Source organism: Apibacter sp. ESL0404 (assembly GCF_019469245.1).
GTDB lineage: Bacteria > Bacteroidota > Bacteroidia > Flavobacteriales > Weeksellaceae > Apibacter.
Genome location: NZ_CP048267.1, coordinates 896,242 through 917,181 on the forward strand (window position 1 = coordinate 896,242; position 20,940 = coordinate 917,181).

Sequence of the window (20,940 nt, forward strand, 5' to 3'; positions counted from 1 at the left end):
AATGGGAAAAACCTTTGTATTTAACAGCGGAGAGGCCCGATCTGAACCGGGAGAGCTTCAACTAACCTATGGATTGTTTTTTGACGGAACACTTAATAACCGAGAAAATACCCGAATATGGAAAAAAGTGCGGGGCATAGACGGCTATGGAAATCCCACCAAAGAAGAGATTGAAATATTTGAGCAAAATGCACAAGAAAAAAAATTCTTGAGCAGAAAACGAGTAGATAAAGAAAGTACCAGCTATTTAAATGATTTTACCAATGTAGGCAGAAAATCGTTAAGTTGTAATAGAGAATATACCATTTACGTGGAAGGAATAGGAACTCAAGACAAAAAGGAGGATAAACTATGGGGGTATGCCTTAGGAAGGGGAGAGACAGGTATTCAAGGAAAGGTAACCAATGGATGTGAAACATTAGCTGAAAAAATTACTGAATTTTCTAAAAAATTTAAAAGGGGTAATATTCAATTTGATACTATTCTAATAACCGTAGATGTCTTTGGCTTTAGCCGAGGAGCGGCGGCCGCACGCTATTTTGCATACAATATTCAAAAATTAGCGTATCCGGCGAAAGTAAAAAACGGTAGATATTATGATCATGAAGGAAAAGAAGTGCCACAAGCTTGGGTAAAAAATGGAAAACTGCCCCGAATGGGTAATTTAGGAACTGCCTTATTAAAAAAGAAAATTAGTCATGAACTGATTGACAATACCTTCATTCATTTGCGTTTTTTAGGAATCTACGATACAGTAGTTTCTTACGATCCGGATACCTGGCTTTTACCGAATTTCAAAAGTAAAATATCTAAATTACATTTAGATGAATTAGGAAGACCACAAAAAATCGTTCATTTTACCTCGTTGGACGAGCATCGGGAATATTTTCCACTTACCCGCATTAAGCCGGGGACTAATCGCATAGAACGCAATTTCCCGGGAGTTCACAGTGATATAGGAGGCAGCTATTCCAACTATACCGAAACCGGCAGCGAAAACCTGTTGATCGAAAAAAGGTCAAAATATGAATTGGAAAAGCTGATAGACTATCGAGCAGAACTGATCCAAGGCGGATGGTACACTCCGGAACAATTAAAAATAGAACCTAAAATGGTAACCAAGCACAGCCATTACAGCTTAAAAGGCGAACGGAACCTAAGGAAAGAATACAGCTATATCTTTCTACACCTGATGCGGGAAGAATCAGAACCCTATATGGGGAAGTATTATATGCCCGGCGAAATGGAGAAATACAGTCTTTCGGGAAACAAGATCCTGGAACAGGCCAAAGAGTATCTACAGCTTTATACCATGAAATGGAATGAAGACTGGGTATTGAAAAGCGAAAAGGAAGAAAAAAAACTCAACCAAGCCACTTCAACAAAAGAAATCAAGGAAAATCACTTGAATCAAGCAGACAAGAAGATACTAACAGAAACTAACCACCAACCAATCGAAAAAGAATTAGAAGAAATATATGTCACCGATTCCGATCGATTGCTAAAGAAAATAAGAAACTACTACTTGCATTGGTCTTCCCATTGGGGAGAATTGGGCAATACGCCCAATAAAAGCAGAAAAAGAGAATATTATAATGCCGATGGAACCGTTGACACCAATTGAAATAAAAATGCAGCCGGGAAAAACGTACTACTACCGACTCACTACAAGTTTTATGGATCAAATGAATCATGGAAAAGGTAAGGAAAAACTTTGGACCAGAAATGTCGGAGTCTTATTTACCGAAAAAACCCGTGAACACTTTCACTTTCAAATTCTGTGTTTTCGCACGGAAGTAAAGTTGGAAAAAGCCATACCCCAATATAATTTGCTTCGGGAAATCTCCTATCTTTTTAATGATATACGTATTTGTGTTAATGAGAAAGGAGAAGCCGTTAAGCTTAAAAATCTAAAAAAAATACAGGAACGGTGGAACACAGAGCGGAGAAAATTGGAAGCTTATCATAGTGGCTCTTCTATTGAATCGTACTTTGATTTTTTAAGCCGTTTACTTCAAGATGAATTAAGAATGATCGGCTACTTGTTAAGTTATGAAATGTACGGTATGTTTTTTAACGGAAGCCGTATCGGGAATTTAAAAAATGAAAATGATACGAAGTATCCAAGAAAAGTAAAACATCCACATTGGAATAAAGTTTTTGCGGAAGAATGGAATGAAGTGAAAAAAAGGGAAGGAGACATAAAAAAATGGTTCCAAGTAAAAGGAAAACCTTGGCAGACAAAAGAGACAAACACGACTCTATATGAAGGTAGCTATCTCTATTCTTCGGGGCTATTGCATGAGGGATATTTGGATATAATTTATGAAAATCAACTTAAAAAATACAGAATAGTATGGATTGGTTAAAAAAACTCTTTTCGAACAATAAAGCAAACCATTTTCCCACACCACAAGATGCGTCTCGAGTTAGTAAAAAAGCTTGGGACAAGGAGTTTGAAAAACTTCCGATTATGGGAAAAACAGCTACTTCCGAGGATAAGCAATGGAATGAAATTAGCCGAATGGAAGAAGAAAATGCCCGGATACTCGAATCAGATAATACAGAAAGAGAAAAAGAAAGGCAGAAAATATGGGATGAATTAATCGTTATTGACGGAGCAGAGCTGGAATGTCCGTTGTGTACCAATCCCAAAGGAATACTTAAAGTAAATTTGGATACGCCCACTACACAAGAAAAGAAAACAGCAACCATAGAAGAGAAAAGTTCCTTGAGTCTTGTTTTTCGGGGAAATTGTAAAAAAAGCCCGAACCGTTCTTTTCCTTGTCAAGTATCCATGATAACGGGAGATTGGAAAAACACGGGAAGTATGAAAGTCCAAGATCGGCCGCCTTTATTGCTCAAAAGCACGATTCCTTGCCATTATGGCGGAGTAGATATAAAAATTATCGACAGCGGTCAAATCAATAAACCCGAACTCAATATGGAAGGAGCTCCCATACCGATTCCCAAAAAGAAAATAAAAATAAAAGCCCTTCAAGATCAATATACAGTAGTGTTGAAAAAGGACGGAACTTTATTCGGCCCAAGATTTCCCAATCTGGAATTTGAAATTACCGACGGAGAACCCGGGGAACCAATTGATATTCAGGTGGCAAAGGTTGATCCTTCTTTATTAACAAATACGGTAGGAATATCCGACAGTTGGGATAAAAATAAATTATCTGTGGAAAGGATTTCTGTGAAAACGTTTAGCAGCTATTCTCATGACGAAATCCCTTTGACTTTAGATGCTTCGGGTAAGGCTTCTTACACAATGCCGTTAGAGTGGTGGAGAGATTTAGCCAGACAACCGTTACACGAATTTTCAACCATGAAAATTTATTTTAAAGTTTTATCATTTTCTGATCCCTCAAAGGTAAATGAAGAAAGTATAGTTCATTTTGTGGAGGTTAGTAATAATTTAATTGAAATACGAACTATACAAAATGTTTATACAGAAAACGCTTTGGGTTTGCCTGTAAAAGATTTTTCGGCAGAATTTGTGGTTAAAGAAGCAGGTACCACCGAAATGTATACTTGGGTTCAAAGGAAAAAAGGTGGAATGGGAATATGGGATGTAAACAAACGGATGACCCGACCGATTATTGAAGAGCATGATCAAAAGCAAATATGCCATTATCCGGAATGGACTTTAGACAGAATTAATTTAAATCCGAGATATGCCGATGGGGTATATCCAATTTCAAACGGAGGAAAAACGGCAACTATAAAAAAACAATCATCTTCACAATCGGTAAATTCTAAGTTTCCTTGGGCATATACACATATTGATTTTGATACAAGAATCCATCTAAATTATGATGTTCCTGATGCGATCAACGTTATTCGTTTGCCGGATAATACTATCAAAGGAGCGATTCCCACGCCGGAGCCGCTGCCGTTAGCAAATATTTTTTGGAATGCCCGAATCTTACAAAGTTGGAATTCCGCTCAAGCAAAAACCCTTGTTTCTCATCCTGCTGTATTTATAGGTCCTTAAGAGGATTAAATGTTGAAAAAAAAACTAGTCTTTAAAAAGTACTATGCAGCTAATTTGAACGTTATTTTAAGAAACAATTTAACTAATTAACAAAAAAATGAGTCATCGAAATTCTGATAAATTTTCCATCATACTAAATAAAAAAGAAGATAGTATTACCCAAATAAAAGATATTAACCATTCGGAACAATCAGATTTTAAAGATTTTAATATAACTGAAAAAAAATTATTTAGAAGACAACCGGCTGCAATTCCTGAATTATTTAATTATGATTGAGTTTAATATCAATCTTCTCTAATCGAAAGTTTTAAAAATTCTATGTTCGAACTTTTTAATTATAATATAGAAGACAACATCCTACGGTTTGTTCTTTGAATGAAGCGGCTAACCGATAAGTAAGTTGGAGTCGTGAAAGAGACAGTCGCATCGAGCAAAAATTGGAAATTATTGACAGTTTAATAAATTAAAACTCGAAAGTAGATTAAAAATCTACTTTCGAGTTTTTTTGATTTTGCATCTTAGTATTATAGATTCTATACAATTCTTTTTATTTTTTACTAGTCGTAGTGATTTAATTTTAATTTTTTTATTTTTAATTTTTTTTACAAAACTCTGAAAATGTAATTATTTCATTATTATGAATTACCGGAAATTCATAATTATTACACGTATATTTTCCAAAGTCTTCCATGGTTTTCGTTTGTTTTGAAACATCCAGTAATAATAATTCGAATTGATTTTCAGAAATTGAGGGAGCTGAAGTATTTTCTGTTTTAGTTTTACTCTTTTTAGAAGAACTATCCATGGGTTGAAAGGGAATGGATTCTAAAAACTCTTCAAATGGATCTTTTTGAATTTTACCCGGAGGTAATGTATAAACAATCTTATTTTTATTTTTAAAATTTTCTTTGTACGTTTTATACATTTCGGCAGTTAATTTTTTAGGTATCACGATAATATCTTTACTTGCAATATGCGTCATATCCCCGTTGATCACCAAGGTCAATCTTTTTTTTCCAGGTAAGCTATAACTGTATACAGGATATTCCTGTGTAGAGTCCATTTGTCCTGATTCTCCAAATGACCATTCCCAAGAAAAAGCTTCTCCAATATATTCATAATAGATATCGAGGGGTTCATCTACTCTAACTACACTTGGAACAATAATTTTTGGCATTTTTAAGGAATCTGTGATCCTATCCCCGGGATTAATCTCAATTGTTTTTTGCAATTTACAAGTGCCATTAACGTGTAAGGTCACAATGTAAGTTCCGGGATTCTCATAGGTATGCACAGGATATTGATCCTTTTTTTTCTCAGTATAATCTCCAAAATCCCAAACCCAATTTTTGGCACCGGGGGTAAGATCTTTAAATTTAATAGATTCACCAACTTGACTGTTTTCAGCTATAATTTCAAAATTAATTTGATTACATTCCTTTTGCTTAGAATATTTATAGTATAAAAGTAAGAGACCAATTAAAATACATGTTGAAAAAACTAAAAATATTCGTAAATCTACTTTATGTACATAATAAGTCAGAGTATTCCTTAATTTATAATTCATAGTAGTTAAAAATAATAGTAAGTATTGCAGCAAACTTAGTTAAAATTAAATATATATATAAAATATAAATAAGTATATTTAATAAATTATAAATATATATAATTAATTATTTTATGTCAAAAATAAAAATAAAAATTTAAAATTATTTTTAACCCATGTTATTTTATAAATTAAAAATTTAACTAATTAGATAAGAAGAAGAGTAACTCGGTTTAATTGCGCTAAAATATATAAAGCAAATGTATGGATGTAAAATATAAATTTAACTTAGTTAAAAGAAAAAAAATATTAAATCGATTCTTAATTTTGTTTATAAATCTTAATCATCTTTATTATTTAAATTATAATTATAACTATGTATTAAAATCTATTTTATTATTTTAATAATTAAATATAATTACTAACTAAAAATAGTGTTTAAATTGATTTTTCTTTTATTGATTAGTGTTTTCAGGTATGTATAAATCTTCCTACTATTTGAATATGATCATCAATTTTATCCATCTCAATTATGTAAAATAAACTTTTTTATCATGCTTTGAATTTATTATCTAATAATGTTGAATCCAATTAGGCAACAATAATTATAAAAAAAATAGTTCCCTGTTTAATTTAAGTTGAATTTTTCAGAGTGTGTAAAACCTTATATTAATCAAATAAAAAAGAGTCGGATGGTTTATTATTTTCTTTTTCATTTGAATCATCAAGGTAAATATTGTTTTTTTTAGCATATTCTTTCCAAATTTTTTTCTCTTTTATTATCCATTCTTCCTTAGTATATTTTTTTCCTTCATATATTTTATAGTCATTTTCTTCATTATAAGATATGTTGGCTTTTTTATCAACTTTACTTGAATTGATCTTTGCTTTGCCGGTGTGTATACCTCTAAGGAGCATTTCTTTAGGTGAAAAAAATACTTCTTGTCCATATTTCCATTCATCAATCATTTCTTCTTGACAATATTCATTTAGAAAACAAACGCCATTTCCTATTTTTATCATAGGCTTTGTTTGATAGATATCTAACCCTAGACCATATTCACCCCATTCTTCAAAATAGGCGGGTGCTTGTTTATCATATTCATTTTCATCATAATCATGATCGATTTCATTTGGATCTCCATCAACTAATTTAACTAATTCCGGAATAAATTTATATCCGGTTTCTTTCCATAAATAAATACCTTTCATTACATTGGATGGTAAATCTTCCCTTTCTTTTTTATTGGTTGGCGTATAAAATTCGGCATCAAGTATTTCAATGACGCAGTGTACTTTTTTTCCAATGTAGTTTTGAATAGGTATGCCGCGTCGTTCTTTAATAATATAAGATTTTCCCGATTCGGATATGGCAATAATCTGATGGGCAAATATTTTACCGTCTTTTTCTAAAGTAGGAATAGCTTTTTTAATAGTTAGGGCTAAAGTATTATATACGGGGGATTCGATACTCATTTTTTAATAATTAAATATCACTGGTTACATATTCGGCATCAGTTAAATGCAATCCTTTTAACTGATTCAAATAGAATAATTCAATTATTTGTTCGGTTATTAATACCGTATAGGGTAATTCAGGGATTCGAAATATGGGACAAGTTATTTTTTGTGGATCAATACAGAGAAAATCATATTCCATAATCTGACCGCCGGGTAGAGCAGTGTATTCTGAATTTTCTTTATCCAAGCAATCGGTAGTATGAATGATATTAAGCAAATAAAAATCGCTGTCGTCACTACGCAGTTTTAAAATTTCCACCGTTTCATCTAATAATGGTAAAAGGAGTTCATAAACTCGTTGGTTAACAATATAGACCCCTATATCCATGATATCATAAAAATCCATATCAATTTTAGGTTCTTTTTTTAAAACCATAAATTCTTCCCATTCTTCTTTTACAGATAGGAAATTGGTAATTTTTTCTTCGGCAAGGAGCAAGAATTTATCCTGCTCCTCTTGTAAAGGAAATTCTAATTGGGTTGCGTTATTTCCATCAATACTTAGCTCGTATATTATCATTTGTTTAAAAAATCATATAATATACTCTTAAAAGATTCCTTCATATTCTTCAATATTTATAAATTCAACACCGGTTGGATTTAGTTTTTTTATCTCATCAATTACTGATTTATGATATAAATAAATTCCTGGGTCTTCTAATAATCTCCATCCTAAACGTTTATTTAACGGTATTTTTTTTAAAACTTCTCTATCTAAGACATATCCATTTATATAGTACATATCGCATTCTTCATCGTATTCGTAATCAGATTTTTCTTTATCTAAGGCTTCGTAGGTATTATCATCAACGTATATGCAGTAATAATCTTCAATATAGCCACCTTTTTGGTCTGATAACTCTATAGGAACAATACGCACTCCTTCCATATTCATAGCTAACATCACATCTGCTATTTTTTTAGTAACAAAATCTTTAGCGCCTGTTAAATAATCGGCTAATATAGGACGACGAGGCAAAGGATCACCTAATTGAGCTTCAATTATTTCACCATTTTCATCCAAAAGATCAATCATTGGATACGCTTGGTCTTCTTTGCTTTCCATAAAATAATATTCAAAATCTTTCATATTTTATTTTTTTCGTTTTTTTTAAATCCTTGAAATGGATCTATATTTTCTTTTTCTTGATAAAAATTGCAGGTAGTAAGATTCCGATGATTATTTTTTTTGTGAATCAATACAAAAAAATTATATTCCATAATCTGACCGCTGGGTAGGGCAGTGTATTCTGAATTTTCTTTATCCAAGCAATCGGTAGAAAGGATGATATTAAGCAAATAATAATCGCTGTCGTCACTACGTATTAAAATTTCCACCGTTTCATCTAATAATGGTAAAAGGAGTTCATAAACTCGTTGGTTAATAATATAGATTCCAATATCCATGATATCATAAAAATCCATATCAATTTTAGGTTCTTTTTTTAAAACCATAAATTCTTCCCATTCTTCTTTTTACAGATAGAAATTTGTAATTTTTTCTTCGGCAAAGAGCAAGAATTTATCTTGCTCCTCTTGTAAAGGAAATTCTATTTGGGTTGCGTTATTTCCATCAATACTTAGCTCGTATATTATCATGGTCTAAAAATAATAATCTACCCCAACGGTTTGCCCCCTGTTTCAATATTAATAAATTCCATACCAGTAGGGTTTACTTCCATTATGGTTTTGGCTAATTTTTCATGAAAAACTGTATGAAGAGATTCTCTTAACATAAAAACTAATCTTTTCTCCAAAGGAATTTCATTTAAAATTTTTCTGTCTAAAATTAATTTTTTTATAAAATAAGATCTTCTAGGTCTTTCAAAATCAGATTTTTCTTTATCTAATGCCTCGATTATATTTTCAGTAATTAGACAAAAATAGTCTTCTATTAGATCACCTTTAGGAGTTGTTAATTCTGTATTAATAATTTTAACACCCTTAGGATTAAAATTTTTAATAATATTTACAATTTTATTTGTAATAAAAATTTCAGGACCCGATAAAAAATCAGACAAAACAGGATTACGTGGTATGGTACCATTAAATTCTAAATTTATTAAAGTAGTGTTTACAAGATCATCACGTTTAGTTATGCGAATTAATGGGTAAGCCTGGTCTGATTTTCTTTGTATAAAATAATAATTTTCCATATCTTTATTCAAATTCAAATGGTTTTAAATTTTTTCTTTCTAAAAAATAATTATGGTTATTATTGGTAATTAAATTTTCGTGTTGTCTTGATCCAGAGTTACATTTTTTTTCTAATTTTTCTTTTAACTTATTATACCTATTCCTATCTGAATAAAGGGTACTCATAAGCTGCCTAGTATTCATATCTGCTAACTTGTTATCTAATTTCTTGAATAATTTTCTTTTATCAGGAATATGTACCAGTTTACAGCATCCAATGTCTCCAGGTCTATAATCAAAACCATCAGATGTTAAAGTCCAGTCAAATGAATATAGCTCACGAAAAATTGATTGACTTAAGTCATCAAGATCATTTATAAAATTTTTAGCTAATTCTTCAATTTTATCAATTGGTAACTCACAGAATTTTTCATCCAAAATGTAGCCTTTACAAACATTTGAAACTAAATTGTTTACATGATTTTCATAATTTAAAGTAGTTAATTCTTCGGGAACATCATAACTAGGAAAAACAATTTCTTCATCTACTAATTGACTAAATCCGTGTTCCCATATTTTTATACCACTTATCATACCTTCAAAAGTATCTATATCAGTTCGAGATCTTTGTTTTTTAATAAATGTTACATTATGTCTACTTCTATGCAGAGGAACACCAAAGTGGCAAGCTACAGTCATAGAATTAGGAAGTAGAACTCCATTTTTGGAATGGTTAATATTATATCCTAAGTATAAGGCTAAATCTTGATAAGTTTTATCTTGACATAAAGATGAACTTGTAATTAAATGGTGCGCTTCTATACCGTTTTTTTCATTCTTTGAAGGAATGTCACATTTGATATAAAAAGGGTGTTCAGAATATTTTTTATTATAATACAAATTAACTATGTTTAAACCTAGTTTACCCCCATTTCCTACTGGGTTACCATCTTGTATTCTGCCTCTTTTGTGTTTATCATCATTTATACTTAAAATTACGCCACACTTAGGACATTTTAATGGTTCTTTTAAATTATTACTACTCATACTATTGACCTGTTTTTTTTATAGTTATTTTTCCGAATCCTCTTGGACAAACAAGAAAGGAGCTTCCAATAACAACTTCTTTACCTTTTATCGTTTTTTTGGAATATGTACCTTTCCATGGTCCGTTTGGTACAAATGTGCAAAGACACCCCGGAGGAGGCACGGCTTTGTAAGGTTTACAAGTACCAAATGTTGCTACCGGGGGTATCAAATTGGCATTAGTACAATCATATTTTGTGGCTGCACATTTGTTTTTTATCAATACGGTATTATTAGAAGTTACATTTAATTTAGCTGATACATCTCCCATAGAGCATTTTATAGTTGCTCCGTCTACAACAAATTCATCATTTTTTCCCATAATTGTAATGATTTTAATTTTCTTTTATTTTTGAACCTTTGATCACAGCTTTGCTTTTACCTTCTACAAAAGCTTCTTTACTTGTCATCATGGTTTTCTTTTTACCGTTAATTTCTATATTATTATCTGACATCATTTGCACTTTCTTTTTTGCCTGTATATGAGCATTTCCTTGTGCATTTAGTTTCATGGATGAACTATTACCGGAAAATAAATCAAGATTTTTCCCACCTTTTGCTGAAAGGCACTTTCCTGCAATAAATTGGGTATCTTTAGCAGAGGATAGCACAGATGTTCCGGCAGAAAATAAAGTAGTAGTTACCCCGGATTCCCCTGTAATCGTTGCTCCTGCGCTGAAGTTAATAGCTCGTTTTGCTAAAATATTGATATCGGTTGCCACTAAATTTATTGTGGAATTGGCCGAAACATTGATTGAATTGGCTGCAGTATCAATCTCAAATATATTATTTTCTTTATCAAATATTTGTATTTTCTCTTTATCATCGGTGTCATCAACTTTTATGGTATTTCCTGATCGGGTTTTAAAAACTTTTAAATAGTTTTTGGGAGTATGTACCCCGCTCATTTGCTTTCCATTATATAAAGATCCGGTAACAATAGGCATTTCGGCATTATTGCCTCGAAATGATATTTGTACTTCATGTCCAATTTCCGGGATTACATGAAATCCTTGTTCATTCCCCCCATGTCCTTGTAATAAGCGGATCCATGGGGTTGTTTCATTATTGTATTTTTGCCAATAAAAACGAACTTTTATACGATTTTGTTTTAAAGGATCATTGTTGTCTACCACTACCGCACTCTGATCTTCCGCCTGCGGATAAGCTTGAATGTCCCAATAGGGAGCAACTTGCTGTTCTATAGGAATACCTGTAAATTGATTTTTATATCCTTTGGCAGTATAAATATGGTCAATTTGAGTAATTAAATAACTTTCAATGGGAGTACCCGAATTTATTTGTTGCCCATATTCAGGAATATGTGCTAACATTTTGGCTATATCTCCCAAACGTAGCCGGGCATGGGTAGTATTGGCGGTCACCAGTACCAGATTTTCCAATGATTTTTGATGTGCTGTCAGTTTTTGTTCCAGGATTAGACTTTGCTCTTCCGATAAAGTATCATAATATACCGATGTAGGTATTTTCGTATAAACTTTATGTGCTTCATTTACGGCTTTTTCCTGTAAGAGATTTACATAAGAACTAGCCGATTTGCTTTGCTCGGATTGTACTTCTGCAGTTTGAGGATTGTAATTTTCATATATTAAATGCTGAGGAGCTACTCCTACTTCTATATTGTATTCCAAATAATCTCTTCCTTCTTTCAATTCAATCTTTTTTTGATTGCCACGACCGAAAACAAGTTGTGATCCATTCCAGAATAAATATTCTCCGTAACGTTTAGCCAGCCTTTGAATAAATTCATAAAGGGTTTCGTTGTAACTGATAGTATAAGGGATTATTTCCGTTTTATTGGGTTGGCAAATAAAATCTATTTTGGAGCCGGTATATTCTTTGAAAGCTTCCTGTAAAATGTCTTTAAGTGTTTTATTATGATACGTACGACAGGCTTTTTGACTATCAAGAAGTGCACTGTAGGATTTTCCGCTTATAACGATAAAAGGATATTTATTATTTTTTCGATAATTTACATGAGTTATAAATCCTGAAAAAATACTCTCATTTGCACCTTTTCTTCGAAATTGTATGGTTATCTCTTTTCCTAAAAGTTTAATTGAATTTTTAAGAGGATAAGTAATTTTATCGCTAAAAGCTTCACTGGGGCAATGTAACTCAAAAGTTGTATGCTCCAGCATCGATTGATGTATATGAATGGTAAGACCATGCTTTTTGGATATTTCTGTACCGTTAATAGTAACTAAGGCAAAAGTTGAGTTAGATTCTCCGTATCCGCTTCGATGATAAGTCGTCATTAATTTATGGTTTTGTAATTAACTATGATTTTATATAAAATAAAAATTTACATTGTCCAATCGTTTTGATATTCCAAGTGATTAAATGCAAGGGAACGGGCTACCAAGGTAAAAGTGATACGCATGGGCTGATTATCATCAGCATTAAATTTTTCCTTAAATTTTATACAATACGCTTTTTTGAAATTTACTTCCATTAATTTACTTATGGCATCTCTACGAAAAAAAGTAATTGTACCATCTTTTTCTTTATCAGGCGCTATTATCCATTCTAAAAGTCCTGTATTACCACGGCTTTCAATGGTTAATTTAATTTTACCGCCGGTTACTTCTCCTGAAGGTTTAGTAGTAGAATCGGTTGGTTTTTTAAAGTCGTAATCGCACTTTAAAACGGTATACGTTTCACCGTCGAGAGTTAATTTTGCTAAAAATGAAGACATACTAAATGAATTATGATTTACTAATTTATCTGCAAATTAGTTATTTTTTTTCAATAATAATATCAAATATGATAAAATTTATGTTTTAAAATATATTATATATGTATTTGTATGACATTACGGTCTAAAATAGTAATTCGTTTAATATTATATTTATTTGTGATGAATGTGATTAATTCATTGTAAATAAAAGCTTAACTGTCTTTTAATAAATATAAAATCTTTAAATAATTTTTAAAAAAATAAAATAATTTTTATGATTAATATCAGTTATTGTTTATTAATTATTTAAAGTATAATAATATATGTTTTAAGTAATACAAAAGATATAAAAAATAATTTAGGTTTGAAAGGTGAATATAATATATTATAAATTACTAAAGAATGTGTTTTTGATATCTTTCAATAAAATAAAATATTAATTTATTTATTATATTCTTTATTTAACCTTATAATATAATATATATATTTATAATATGTATTTGATAATCTAATTAATCAAAATGAATCTTATAATGGAAATCTAACTTCAGATGATTATACATCAATAAAATTATTTAATTTCAAACATGAAGAATTACCTTAATTTAATGACTCATATTTCCTTAAATTTGATTTGCTTAATTAATTGGCTTTGGAATTATTAAATTATTTGCATTTTTGAGACAATTAATCCTATCAATAGTTTTTGGGGTAGATAAGATTTATAGTTTATAAATTCAATCTAACTTATTAAAATGTTATTTTTATTTATACTGAAGATTACCCTGTTTGTAACAATATCTTAAAAAAGAAATATTATTTAAAATTTATAGTTGTCCTTCATATCTCTGGATTTGTTTACTCACTTATATTTTAAAAAATTGAGATTAGAAATTATTATATTTAAGATTTATTGATATATGAATTATAAGTATTTACTAATTATTTTTATATATTTAATCATTTGTATACTTATAAAAATTATAAATTAATGAAATGAATGATGCGTGGCTAATTTTAATTAATAAATATGGTGAAGCTGGTTCCAGAAGTAAATTTGAGGAAATTTGTGAAAGCATTTATAGAAGTGAATCTCAATCTGGAAATGTTAGAAAAGTTAAAGTGAACAAAGGGGATGGAGGAATTGATATATTCATTGGTGAGATCGGGGTTGAACCAATAGATGTAATTCAATGTAAATTTTTTATCAACGGAGTGGGAGAATCTCAAAAGTCACAAATACGAGAATCTTTTAAAACTGTAATTAATTCTAAGGAATTTAAAACAAAAAGTTGGACTTTATGTATTATTAACACATTTGATATACAACAAAACAAATGGTGGTGTTCCTGGAAAAGGAGAAATGAAAATGAATATAATTTAACCAATGAGTTTATAAAATTAAAAGATGGAAATGAATTGGTCTATCTTCTAAAAAAAAATAATCTTTATAATACTGCTTTTGAGATAGAGGATAGCATTAAAATAGAAGAAATATTTAAAGTTGTAAAAAAAAATAGTGTTTCGGAAATTAATATAAAAACTGTATTAAAAAATGCATCTTATGCTTTACGTCAAGTAAAATATTATATTGAAAATAAAACTAGCACACACATACAAAGATCAGAAACAGTATTAATATATGATTGGTTAAATACTGATTTGCATATTAATAAAAAGAATGTTTTAATACTAAAAGGTGAAAAAGGGTTTGGTAAATCAGTAATTCTCAAAGATATTTATGAAAAACTTGAAAACGAAAACTATACGGTATTAGGTATAAAAGCTGATAAGTTTTATTGCAAATCAATTTTTGATCTTGAAACTCAATTATTTAATAATCAACTGACATTTGATAGAATTATAAAAACTACAAAAGATAAGGGAGAAAAACTAGTTGTAATAATTGACCAAATTGATGCAATGTCTCTTACCTTATCATCCAGTAGAGAATTTATTGAAACTTATATCAGGTTGATTTCTTCTTTAGAAGATAATAAAAACGTTAGAGTAATTCTATCTTCAAGATCTTATGATTTAGAATATGATGCTGAATTAAGTATATATAATTCGGATGTATACAAAAAAATATCAGTTAACCTATTTTCTATAGAAGAAGTTAAAAATTCTCTTTCAAAATTTAATATAATCTGCTCTTCAACAAAAGTATTAGAGTTATTAAGAACTCCTAATCATTTAGATATCTATTGTAGAATATTTGAAAGTGGAATTAAAAAGGATTTAAACTCTGTTTCTACATTAAAAGATTTATATGATCAACTGTGGAAAAAGTATATCTCTTCAAATAGAAATATGAATCTGAAAAAGTTTATTTATTTATTATCTCAGAAAATGTACAATGAACAGAGGATATCTGTGGGAAATATCTACGAAGATGAGTATTTTTCTGAAATTAATTATTTATGTTCACATAGCTTGTTAAATGAGAGTAATAAGGATTTGCAATTCTTTCATCAAACATTTTATGAATATTGTTTTGCCAGACAGTTTGTAGAAAATCAAGAAAATTTAGAAAGCTATATTATACATAATGAGCAAAGTTTATATGTAAGATCTGTTATAAAAATGGTTTTGGAGTATTTAAGAGAATATAATATAACTATTTATCTTAAGACAGTTAAAAACATAATTAATTCTAATGATTATAGATTTCATATAAAATCCTTGATTATAAGTGAAATCGGTTTGTTGAGAAACCCCAGCATATCAGAAAAGGAATTTGTTTCAAATATAATATTAACAAATAAAGAATATGAAAATGTATTTGTGAGTTCAATATTTTCTGAATCTTGGATACAATTTTTTATCTCGGAAGATATCCCTAGAAAGTATTTTATTATTCAGGAAAATGGAAATAATAATAATGAATTTAATTATTTAGATACTAAGATAAATTATAATTGGTTATTATTTAGAGATAATATGAATGAATGTCCTCTTTTAATTCTGGAATATTTTGATAAATTGGATTTTGAAAACAAAAAAAACTTTATATATTATTTACTTATACAAATAGATAATTGGGATGATAAGAGACTACTATATTATTTTGAAAATTACATTCCATATGAAAAAGAATCTGAAAGAAAAAGAGATAATTTTTGGTTTTATGAAATTCTTAAAAAAATTATCCCTGTAAATAAAAAATATGTTTATAATAAAATAAAACAGCCTATATTAGATTTTTATGAAGATAATGTAAACAACTATGAGTTTAATTACTCATTAAATGACACCCTTGAAAAATTTTTTATAGATTCTCCTAAAGATACTTTTGAATATCTTTTTAAACTATATCAACAACTATCAGAAAAAAATAAAATTCCATACTTTAACAATGAAAACATAACTTCTCCTCTTTATAGCAGCTCAATATTTAAAGATTCTTTAACTTATGGAGAAAATAATTTAAAAAAATTTTTATATGAATTTATAGAAAGTTGTGATACTAAGTTTATTACTGAGTTTTATAATAATCACAAGAATACAAATAATGTACTCATAATTAAATTAATAGTAAAGGGGCTAAATACAAGTCCCGAAGAGCATAAAGATATTATAATTGAATTATTAGATATATTAAGTAAGAAAAATGTTTTTTCGGGTTGTGATGATAATTTACAATTGTTACTAAGAAAATTAATTAGTAATGTTTATGAGTATTTAAATGTCAATCAAACAAAATTTATAGATAAAACTCTATTAAGTATAAGATCAACATATGATTACCATTTTTGGACGGATTATAAAGGTGTTAAAAAATATTCTTTAAGAGAATTTGGAAAGAAAAAATATCTATTTATAAAATCTTTGCCTATTGAAAGAATTAGAAAAAATGCATCACTTTATAGAGTATATCAAGAACTTAATAGAAAATTTGGAGATGTAAATCATAATATAGCTATAGATACTTCAAGAAATGTATTAGATAGATTTGAGGATCCAGTGAATCAATTGGCTTGTGATAAGATGGATATGAAAAATTGGAAAAAAAGTATGATAAAATATGATGAAAACTATCCATATTTAGAAAATCATAAAGAGAATATAATTCAACACTCATTAGCTTTTTCATATAAAGTAAAAGAATGTCCAGATAAATTTTACACTTTTATAAATGAATTATTTGATGATGCTAGAATATCTCCACACTATATTATTTATGGTATTTTAGGTTTAATTGAAGGAAATTTTAATCCTGATAAAGTTAAAATTCTTTATAAAAAATTTATGTCGCTAAATCTAAAAAATGCTTATTATGTTCTTTTATTAAATCAACAGGCAAAATATTTTATAAGAAATAAAAATATAGATTTAGATATAATTAATTTTTTAAAAAATACAATATTTAATTACCCAAATAGTGAAAATGAATATGATTCAACAAAATCTTTGTATGATATTATTAATTCAGTTAGAAGCTCTGCTTTACATACATTAATGTTTTGCTATAATAATAAAAATTTTGAAGAATTAATATTTTCAACCGTTGAGAATTTTATTCAAAATCCTTTGTGTTATGATACTTTAAAAATTTTAATTTTAAATAATTTAGGTTACCTGAATTATTTAGATATAGAAAGAGCTTTTAAAATATTCGTTGAAATAACACAAACTGATGATATAAATATACTAAAATCATCTCTTGATATAGCTCAATATTTTAATAATAAATATCACGATGATATGAATTATTATTTTGATATATTATTGAATACTCCGGAACTTTATAAACAATGTGATATAATGGTATCAAGCTGGTTATTGGGATTTGATCATGATAAAAAATTATATAAAAAATTTATTACATATGGTAAAAATGCAAAATTGTGTGCTATAAATGTTGCTGAAAAATTTTTAATTAATCAAGAAGATGCTACGATAAATAAAAATGCATTATCAATACTTTATGATTTAATAAATGAAGAAGATAAAGATTTAGCTGGTCAATATGCATGTATTTTTTTAAGGAAATTTAAATGTAGTCATTTTGTTTCTCTTTTTGATTTTCTTAAAGAATACTCAAAATCTAAACTGTGTAGATTAGATCCTAAATATTTTCTTGATTATCTGTTAAATTGTTCAAAATATTATCCTAAAGATTGCATGGAATTTTTGGAAAATATGGATTTTAGAACTATTCCTAATATTCAAGAGTGTGGATATTATGATAAAGAACCGGTTCAATTAATTCTTGGTATATATAGTAAACTTGTTTCAGAAATTAATAAAGATAAATACCTTATAAATAAAGCTCTTAATATATTTGACAGTATGCTAAAGCATGTACATTTAAGAAATAGTGCAAATAAGGCTATAGAGACAATTATTTAAGACCGCCTCAATAACTTGATGTTTAATAATTCAATGATTAAATTCAAACGTCTAATACAATCGAAAAACTTCTCTTTTCCTTTATTTTATATTCCTAAAGAACTATACCTTAAATATATGCATCAATCTTATCAAAATCAAATTTAGCATAGTAAATTTATAATTATACATATGATCAAAATTATAGACATGAATTTTAATTAAGTAGAGTATAACTTCCTATAACAATTTAAGTTTAAATAATTGGATTTGGTAAATTGAATTAATTGATGTATTAATTATATGAATAAATAATAATACAAAAAAATCCTTACAATTTTGTAAGGATTTTAATTTTAAAGTGGTCCCACTTGGGCTCGAACCAAGGACCCTCTGATTATGAGTCAGATGCTCTAACCAACTGAGCTATGGGACCGCTGCTGCTTTGCGTTTGCAAATATAGTTATTTAATTTATTACTGCAAATTTTAAATAAAAAAAATAAAGGCTATTTATACAATAAATAGCCTTTGTACTTTAGTATCAGGTAAATAAAAAATTATTTTCCTAAATAAGATTTTAAAATTTTACTTCTACTGGTATGTTTTAATCGACGAATAGCTTTTTCTTTTATTTGTCTAACCCTTTCACGAGTAAGGTCAAAAGTTTCACCAATTTCTTCTAAGGTCATCGGATGTTGACCGCTTAAACCGAAATATAAACGGATTAAATCGGCTTCTCTTTGAGTTAAGGTAGAAAGAGATCTTTCAATTTCAATCTGAAGAGATTCCAACATCAATTCTTTATCAGGGCTTGGAGATTCACCCGAACGTAAAACGTCGTATAAATTAGAATCTTCCCCTTCCACTAAAGGCGCATCCATAGATAAGTGGCGACCTGAATTTTTCATGGATTCTTTAATATCGTCCTCACTCATATCCAATACCTCACTTAATTCGGCAGCAGAGGGAGCCCTTTCATGTTCTTGTTCAAGATGGGCATATGCTTTATTAATCTTATTAATAGAACCGATTTTGTTTAAGGGCAGACGTACAATTCTGGATTGTTCTGCTAATGCTTGAAGTATGGATTGACGAATCCACCAAACAGCATAAGAAATGAATTTGAAACCGCGGGTTTCATCAAAGCGTTTAGCCGCTTTAATTAATCCTAAATTTCCTTCATTAATTAAGTCAGGTAAACTAAGTCCTTGATTTTGGTATTGCTTAGCCACAGAAACAACAAACCTTAGGTTTGCTTTAGTTAATTTTTCCAAAGCCACCCTGTCACCCGCTTTAATACGCTGTGCCAAATCAACTTCTTCATCAGCAGTAATTAGATCCACTTTTCCAATTTCTTGTAAATACTTGTCAAGAGAGGCTGTTTCTCTGTTCGTTACCTGCTTAGTAATCTTTAATTGTCTCATTTAATAGTAACTCTTTTTATCTTAAACAAAAGTAGATGAACTGTTTACTCACCTACAAATTATACTTACTTATTATATATACGAAAATTACTTGTAAAAGGTTACAATACCTGCATTAATTTGTGAATATTTCGAATAATCTTGTTAAATTGCAAAGAATAATTAAACATTATCTTAAATGATAACCTTAATTCAACTGCAATATGTATTAACTGTTGCCGAATATAAAAATTTTACGATAGCAGCAGAAAAAGCTTTCGTAAGTCAGCCTACTTTGAGTATGCAGATACAAAAGCTTGAAAAAACGTTACGAGTTGAGCTTTTCGACAGAACAACCAATCCTATAAAAATAACTCCTATAGGAAAGAAAATTGTAGAACAGGCTAAAATAATTTTATCTGAAGCTAATAAATTATCACAAATTGTAGAAGAAGATAAAAAAAGTATGAACGGAACGGTTGTCATTGGTATTATACCAACAATAACCCCCACCTTAGTGCCACTTTTCTATAAAACTTTCAGGAGTAAATACCCGGAATCCGACTTGGTTATTAAAGAAATGAAAACCGAGGACATTTTAAAAGGCATCAAAGAAGGCTATTTGGATTTTGGAATTGCAAGTACACCTTTACATGACAATCAAATTATTGAAAAACCAATTTACAAAGAGCCATTAGTAGCTTACGTTTCTTCGCAAGATGCTAAAATGTATAAAGAAACAGTTTTAGATGTTGATAAATTAGACTTTAATTATCTTTTAATGTTGGAAGAAGGCCATTGCTTCCGAGATGTAGTGTTGGATCTTTGCAAGCATAGAGAAGCCATTAATTCTAATATAAAATTAGAAGGAGGAAGTTTTACTACATTGATTAACTTAGTTAATGAAGGATTCGGATTTACCATTTTACCTTTATTAGAATCTGAAAATTTATCGGAAGAAGAAAAGAAAAATATAAGATATTTTTCATCTTCACCCTCCAGGGAAATATCATTAATTTATTCAACCAATCAAATTAGAACGACTTTTGCAGAGAAATTTGTGGATTTAATTAAAAGTATTTTAAGAGGGAAATTGTTTTTAGAAGATAAAATAGAACATAAGCCCCAATTAAAAGTAATTTAATATTTATTAGGAAATAAGTTATCTGTAAGTTTCAGCATTATTTAAAATAGAAAATAAAAAATAC

Annotated in this window: 18 protein-coding genes and 1 tRNA gene; 6 read left to right on the forward strand and 13 right to left on the reverse strand. The window is 29.0% G+C overall.

Annotation, left to right across the window (positions count from 1 at the left end; genetic code table 11):
* Window position 1 precedes the first annotated feature (1 nt).
* The 4 genes from GYM72_RS03770 to GYM72_RS03785 all read left to right on the forward strand — a co-directional run bounded on the left by GYM72_RS03770 (window position 2) and on the right by GYM72_RS03785 (window position 4,280).
* Window positions 2–1,624, forward strand: a complete 1,623-nt coding sequence (locus GYM72_RS03770) for a phospholipase effector Tle1 domain-containing protein (protein ID WP_220264751.1) — start codon at window positions 2–4, stop codon at window positions 1,622–1,624.
* On the forward strand, window positions 1,602–2,369 hold the full coding sequence (locus GYM72_RS03775) for a hypothetical protein (protein ID WP_220264752.1): 768 nt from the start codon (window positions 1,602–1,604) through the stop codon (window positions 2,367–2,369). The genes GYM72_RS03770 and GYM72_RS03775 overlap by 23 nt, the downstream gene beginning before the upstream one ends.
* Entirely contained in the window at window positions 2,357–4,003 is a 1,647-nt protein-coding gene (locus GYM72_RS03780) for a DUF4280 domain-containing protein (RefSeq protein ID WP_220264753.1), read from the forward strand. The genes GYM72_RS03775 and GYM72_RS03780 overlap by 13 nt, the downstream gene beginning before the upstream one ends.
* A gap of 97 nt (window positions 4,004–4,100) precedes the next feature.
* Complete coding sequence (locus tag GYM72_RS03785) at window positions 4,101–4,280, forward strand: hypothetical protein (RefSeq protein WP_220264754.1); 180 nt, start codon at window positions 4,101–4,103, stop codon at window positions 4,278–4,280.
* 316 nt (window positions 4,281–4,596) lie between these two features.
* On the opposite strand, the gene GYM72_RS03790 is transcribed toward GYM72_RS03785, so the two are convergent.
* The 11 genes from GYM72_RS03790 to tssD all read right to left on the reverse strand — a co-directional run bounded on the left by GYM72_RS03790 (window position 4,597) and on the right by tssD (window position 13,012).
* The gene (locus GYM72_RS03790; protein WP_220264755.1) at window positions 4,597–5,571 is read right to left on the reverse strand and encodes a PKD domain-containing protein; all 975 of its coding nucleotides are present in this window, start codon (window positions 5,569–5,571) and stop codon (window positions 4,597–4,599) included.
* 648 nt (window positions 5,572–6,219) lie between these two features.
* Window positions 6,220–7,026 carry a hypothetical protein gene (locus tag GYM72_RS03795; protein WP_220264756.1) on the reverse strand — a complete coding sequence of 269 codons (807 nt, stop codon included), beginning with the start codon at window positions 7,024–7,026 and terminating at the stop codon, window positions 6,220–6,222.
* A gap of 10 nt (window positions 7,027–7,036) precedes the next feature.
* Window positions 7,037–7,591, reverse strand: coding sequence for an imm11 family protein (locus GYM72_RS03800; protein ID WP_160556502.1), 555 nt, complete (start codon window positions 7,589–7,591; stop codon window positions 7,037–7,039).
* 27 nt (window positions 7,592–7,618) lie between these two features.
* The gene (locus tag GYM72_RS03805; protein WP_220264757.1) at window positions 7,619–8,161 is read right to left on the reverse strand and encodes an imm11 family protein; all 543 of its coding nucleotides are present in this window, start codon (window positions 8,159–8,161) and stop codon (window positions 7,619–7,621) included.
* Entirely contained in the window at window positions 8,158–8,526 is a 369-nt protein-coding gene (locus GYM72_RS03810; protein WP_220264758.1) for a hypothetical protein, read from the reverse strand. Before GYM72_RS03810 ends, GYM72_RS03805 begins: the two co-directional genes overlap by 4 nt.
* Window positions 8,527–8,547: 21 nt before the next feature.
* Entirely contained in the window at window positions 8,548–8,670 is a 123-nt protein-coding gene (locus tag GYM72_RS09885) for a hypothetical protein (RefSeq protein ID WP_255571575.1), read from the reverse strand.
* Window positions 8,671–8,687: 17 nt separating this feature from the next.
* Window positions 8,688–9,245, reverse strand: a complete 558-nt coding sequence (locus GYM72_RS03815) for an imm11 family protein (protein ID WP_220264759.1) — start codon at window positions 9,243–9,245, stop codon at window positions 8,688–8,690.
* Window positions 9,232–10,254 (reverse strand): AHH domain-containing protein, encoded by a 1,023-nt coding sequence (locus GYM72_RS03820; RefSeq protein WP_220264760.1) that lies wholly within the window; start codon window positions 10,252–10,254, stop codon window positions 9,232–9,234. The genes GYM72_RS03815 and GYM72_RS03820 overlap by 14 nt, the downstream gene beginning before the upstream one ends.
* 1 nt (window position 10,255) lies before the next feature.
* Entirely contained in the window at window positions 10,256–10,615 is a 360-nt protein-coding gene (locus GYM72_RS03825; protein WP_220264761.1) for a DUF4280 domain-containing protein, read from the reverse strand.
* 13 nt (window positions 10,616–10,628) lie between these two features.
* On the reverse strand, window positions 10,629–12,572 hold the full coding sequence (locus tag GYM72_RS03830) for a type VI secretion system Vgr family protein (RefSeq protein ID WP_220264762.1): 1,944 nt from the start codon (window positions 12,570–12,572) through the stop codon (window positions 10,629–10,631).
* 47 nt (window positions 12,573–12,619) lie between these two features.
* Entirely contained in the window at window positions 12,620–13,012 is a 393-nt protein-coding gene (gene tssD, locus GYM72_RS03835) for a type VI secretion system tube protein TssD (protein ID WP_166003432.1), read from the reverse strand.
* A gap of 978 nt (window positions 13,013–13,990) precedes the next feature.
* On the opposite strand from tssD, the gene GYM72_RS03840 reads away from it, so the two are divergent.
* Complete coding sequence (locus GYM72_RS03840; RefSeq protein ID WP_220264763.1) at window positions 13,991–18,349, forward strand: NACHT domain-containing NTPase; 4,359 nt, start codon at window positions 13,991–13,993, stop codon at window positions 18,347–18,349.
* Between the two features lie 341 nt (window positions 18,350–18,690).
* Here the strand turns inward: GYM72_RS03840 and GYM72_RS03845 are convergent.
* Together GYM72_RS03845 and GYM72_RS03850 are read right to left on the reverse strand one after the other, a co-directional pair.
* Window positions 18,691–18,764 (reverse strand) — tRNA-Ile (locus GYM72_RS03845).
* 122 nt (window positions 18,765–18,886) lie between these two features.
* The gene (locus tag GYM72_RS03850; protein ID WP_055425808.1) at window positions 18,887–19,753 is read right to left on the reverse strand and encodes an RNA polymerase sigma factor RpoD/SigA; all 867 of its coding nucleotides are present in this window, start codon (window positions 19,751–19,753) and stop codon (window positions 18,887–18,889) included.
* Between the two features lie 178 nt (window positions 19,754–19,931).
* On the opposite strand from GYM72_RS03850, the gene GYM72_RS03855 reads away from it, so the two are divergent.
* On the forward strand, window positions 19,932–20,876 hold the full coding sequence (locus GYM72_RS03855) for a LysR substrate-binding domain-containing protein (protein ID WP_255410595.1): 945 nt from the start codon (window positions 19,932–19,934) through the stop codon (window positions 20,874–20,876).
* Window positions 20,877–20,940: the final 64 nt, after the last annotated feature.

Bases quoted from the DNA above. Each gene is read 5' to 3' on its own strand.
- GYM72_RS03775 (WP_220264752.1), top strand. From the start codon at position 1,602: ATGGAACCGTTGACACCAATTGAAATAAAAATGCAGCCGGGAAAAACG.
- tssD (WP_166003432.1), bottom strand. From the start codon at position 13,012: ATGTCTTCATTTTTAGCAAAATTAACTCTCGACGGTGAAACGTATACC.
- GYM72_RS03785 (WP_220264754.1), top strand. From the start codon at position 4,101: ATGAGTCATCGAAATTCTGATAAATTTTCCATCATACTAAATAAAAAA.
- GYM72_RS03820 (WP_220264760.1), bottom strand. From the start codon at position 10,254: ATGAGTAGTAATAATTTAAAAGAACCATTAAAATGTCCTAAGTGTGGC.
- GYM72_RS03795 (WP_220264756.1), bottom strand. From the start codon at position 7,026: ATGAGTATCGAATCCCCCGTATATAATACTTTAGCCCTAACTATTAAA.
- GYM72_RS03830 (WP_220264762.1), bottom strand. From the start codon at position 12,572: ATGACGACTTATCATCGAAGCGGATACGGAGAATCTAACTCAACTTTT.
- GYM72_RS03825 (WP_220264761.1), bottom strand. From the start codon at position 10,615: ATGGGAAAAAATGATGAATTTGTTGTAGACGGAGCAACTATAAAATGC.
- GYM72_RS03850 (WP_055425808.1), bottom strand. From the start codon at position 19,753: ATGAGACAATTAAAGATTACTAAGCAGGTAACGAACAGAGAAACAGCC.
- GYM72_RS03810 (WP_220264758.1), bottom strand. From the start codon at position 8,526: ATGGTTTTAAAAAAAGAACCTAAAATTGATATGGATTTTTATGATATC.
- GYM72_RS09885 (WP_255571575.1), bottom strand. From the start codon at position 8,670: ATGATAATATACGAGCTAAGTATTGATGGAAATAACGCAACCCAAATA.
- GYM72_RS03855 (WP_255410595.1), top strand. From the start codon at position 19,932: ATGATAACCTTAATTCAACTGCAATATGTATTAACTGTTGCCGAATAT.
- GYM72_RS03770 (WP_220264751.1), top strand. From the start codon at position 2: ATGGGAAAAACCTTTGTATTTAACAGCGGAGAGGCCCGATCTGAACCG.
- GYM72_RS03805 (WP_220264757.1), bottom strand. From the start codon at position 8,161: ATGAAAGATTTTGAATATTATTTTATGGAAAGCAAAGAAGACCAAGCG.
- GYM72_RS03790 (WP_220264755.1), bottom strand. From the start codon at position 5,571: ATGAATTATAAATTAAGGAATACTCTGACTTATTATGTACATAAAGTA.
- GYM72_RS03840 (WP_220264763.1), top strand. From the start codon at position 13,991: ATGAATGATGCGTGGCTAATTTTAATTAATAAATATGGTGAAGCTGGT.
- GYM72_RS03780 (WP_220264753.1), top strand. From the start codon at position 2,357: ATGGATTGGTTAAAAAAACTCTTTTCGAACAATAAAGCAAACCATTTT.
- GYM72_RS03800 (WP_160556502.1), bottom strand. From the start codon at position 7,591: ATGATAATATACGAGCTAAGTATTGATGGAAATAACGCAACCCAATTA.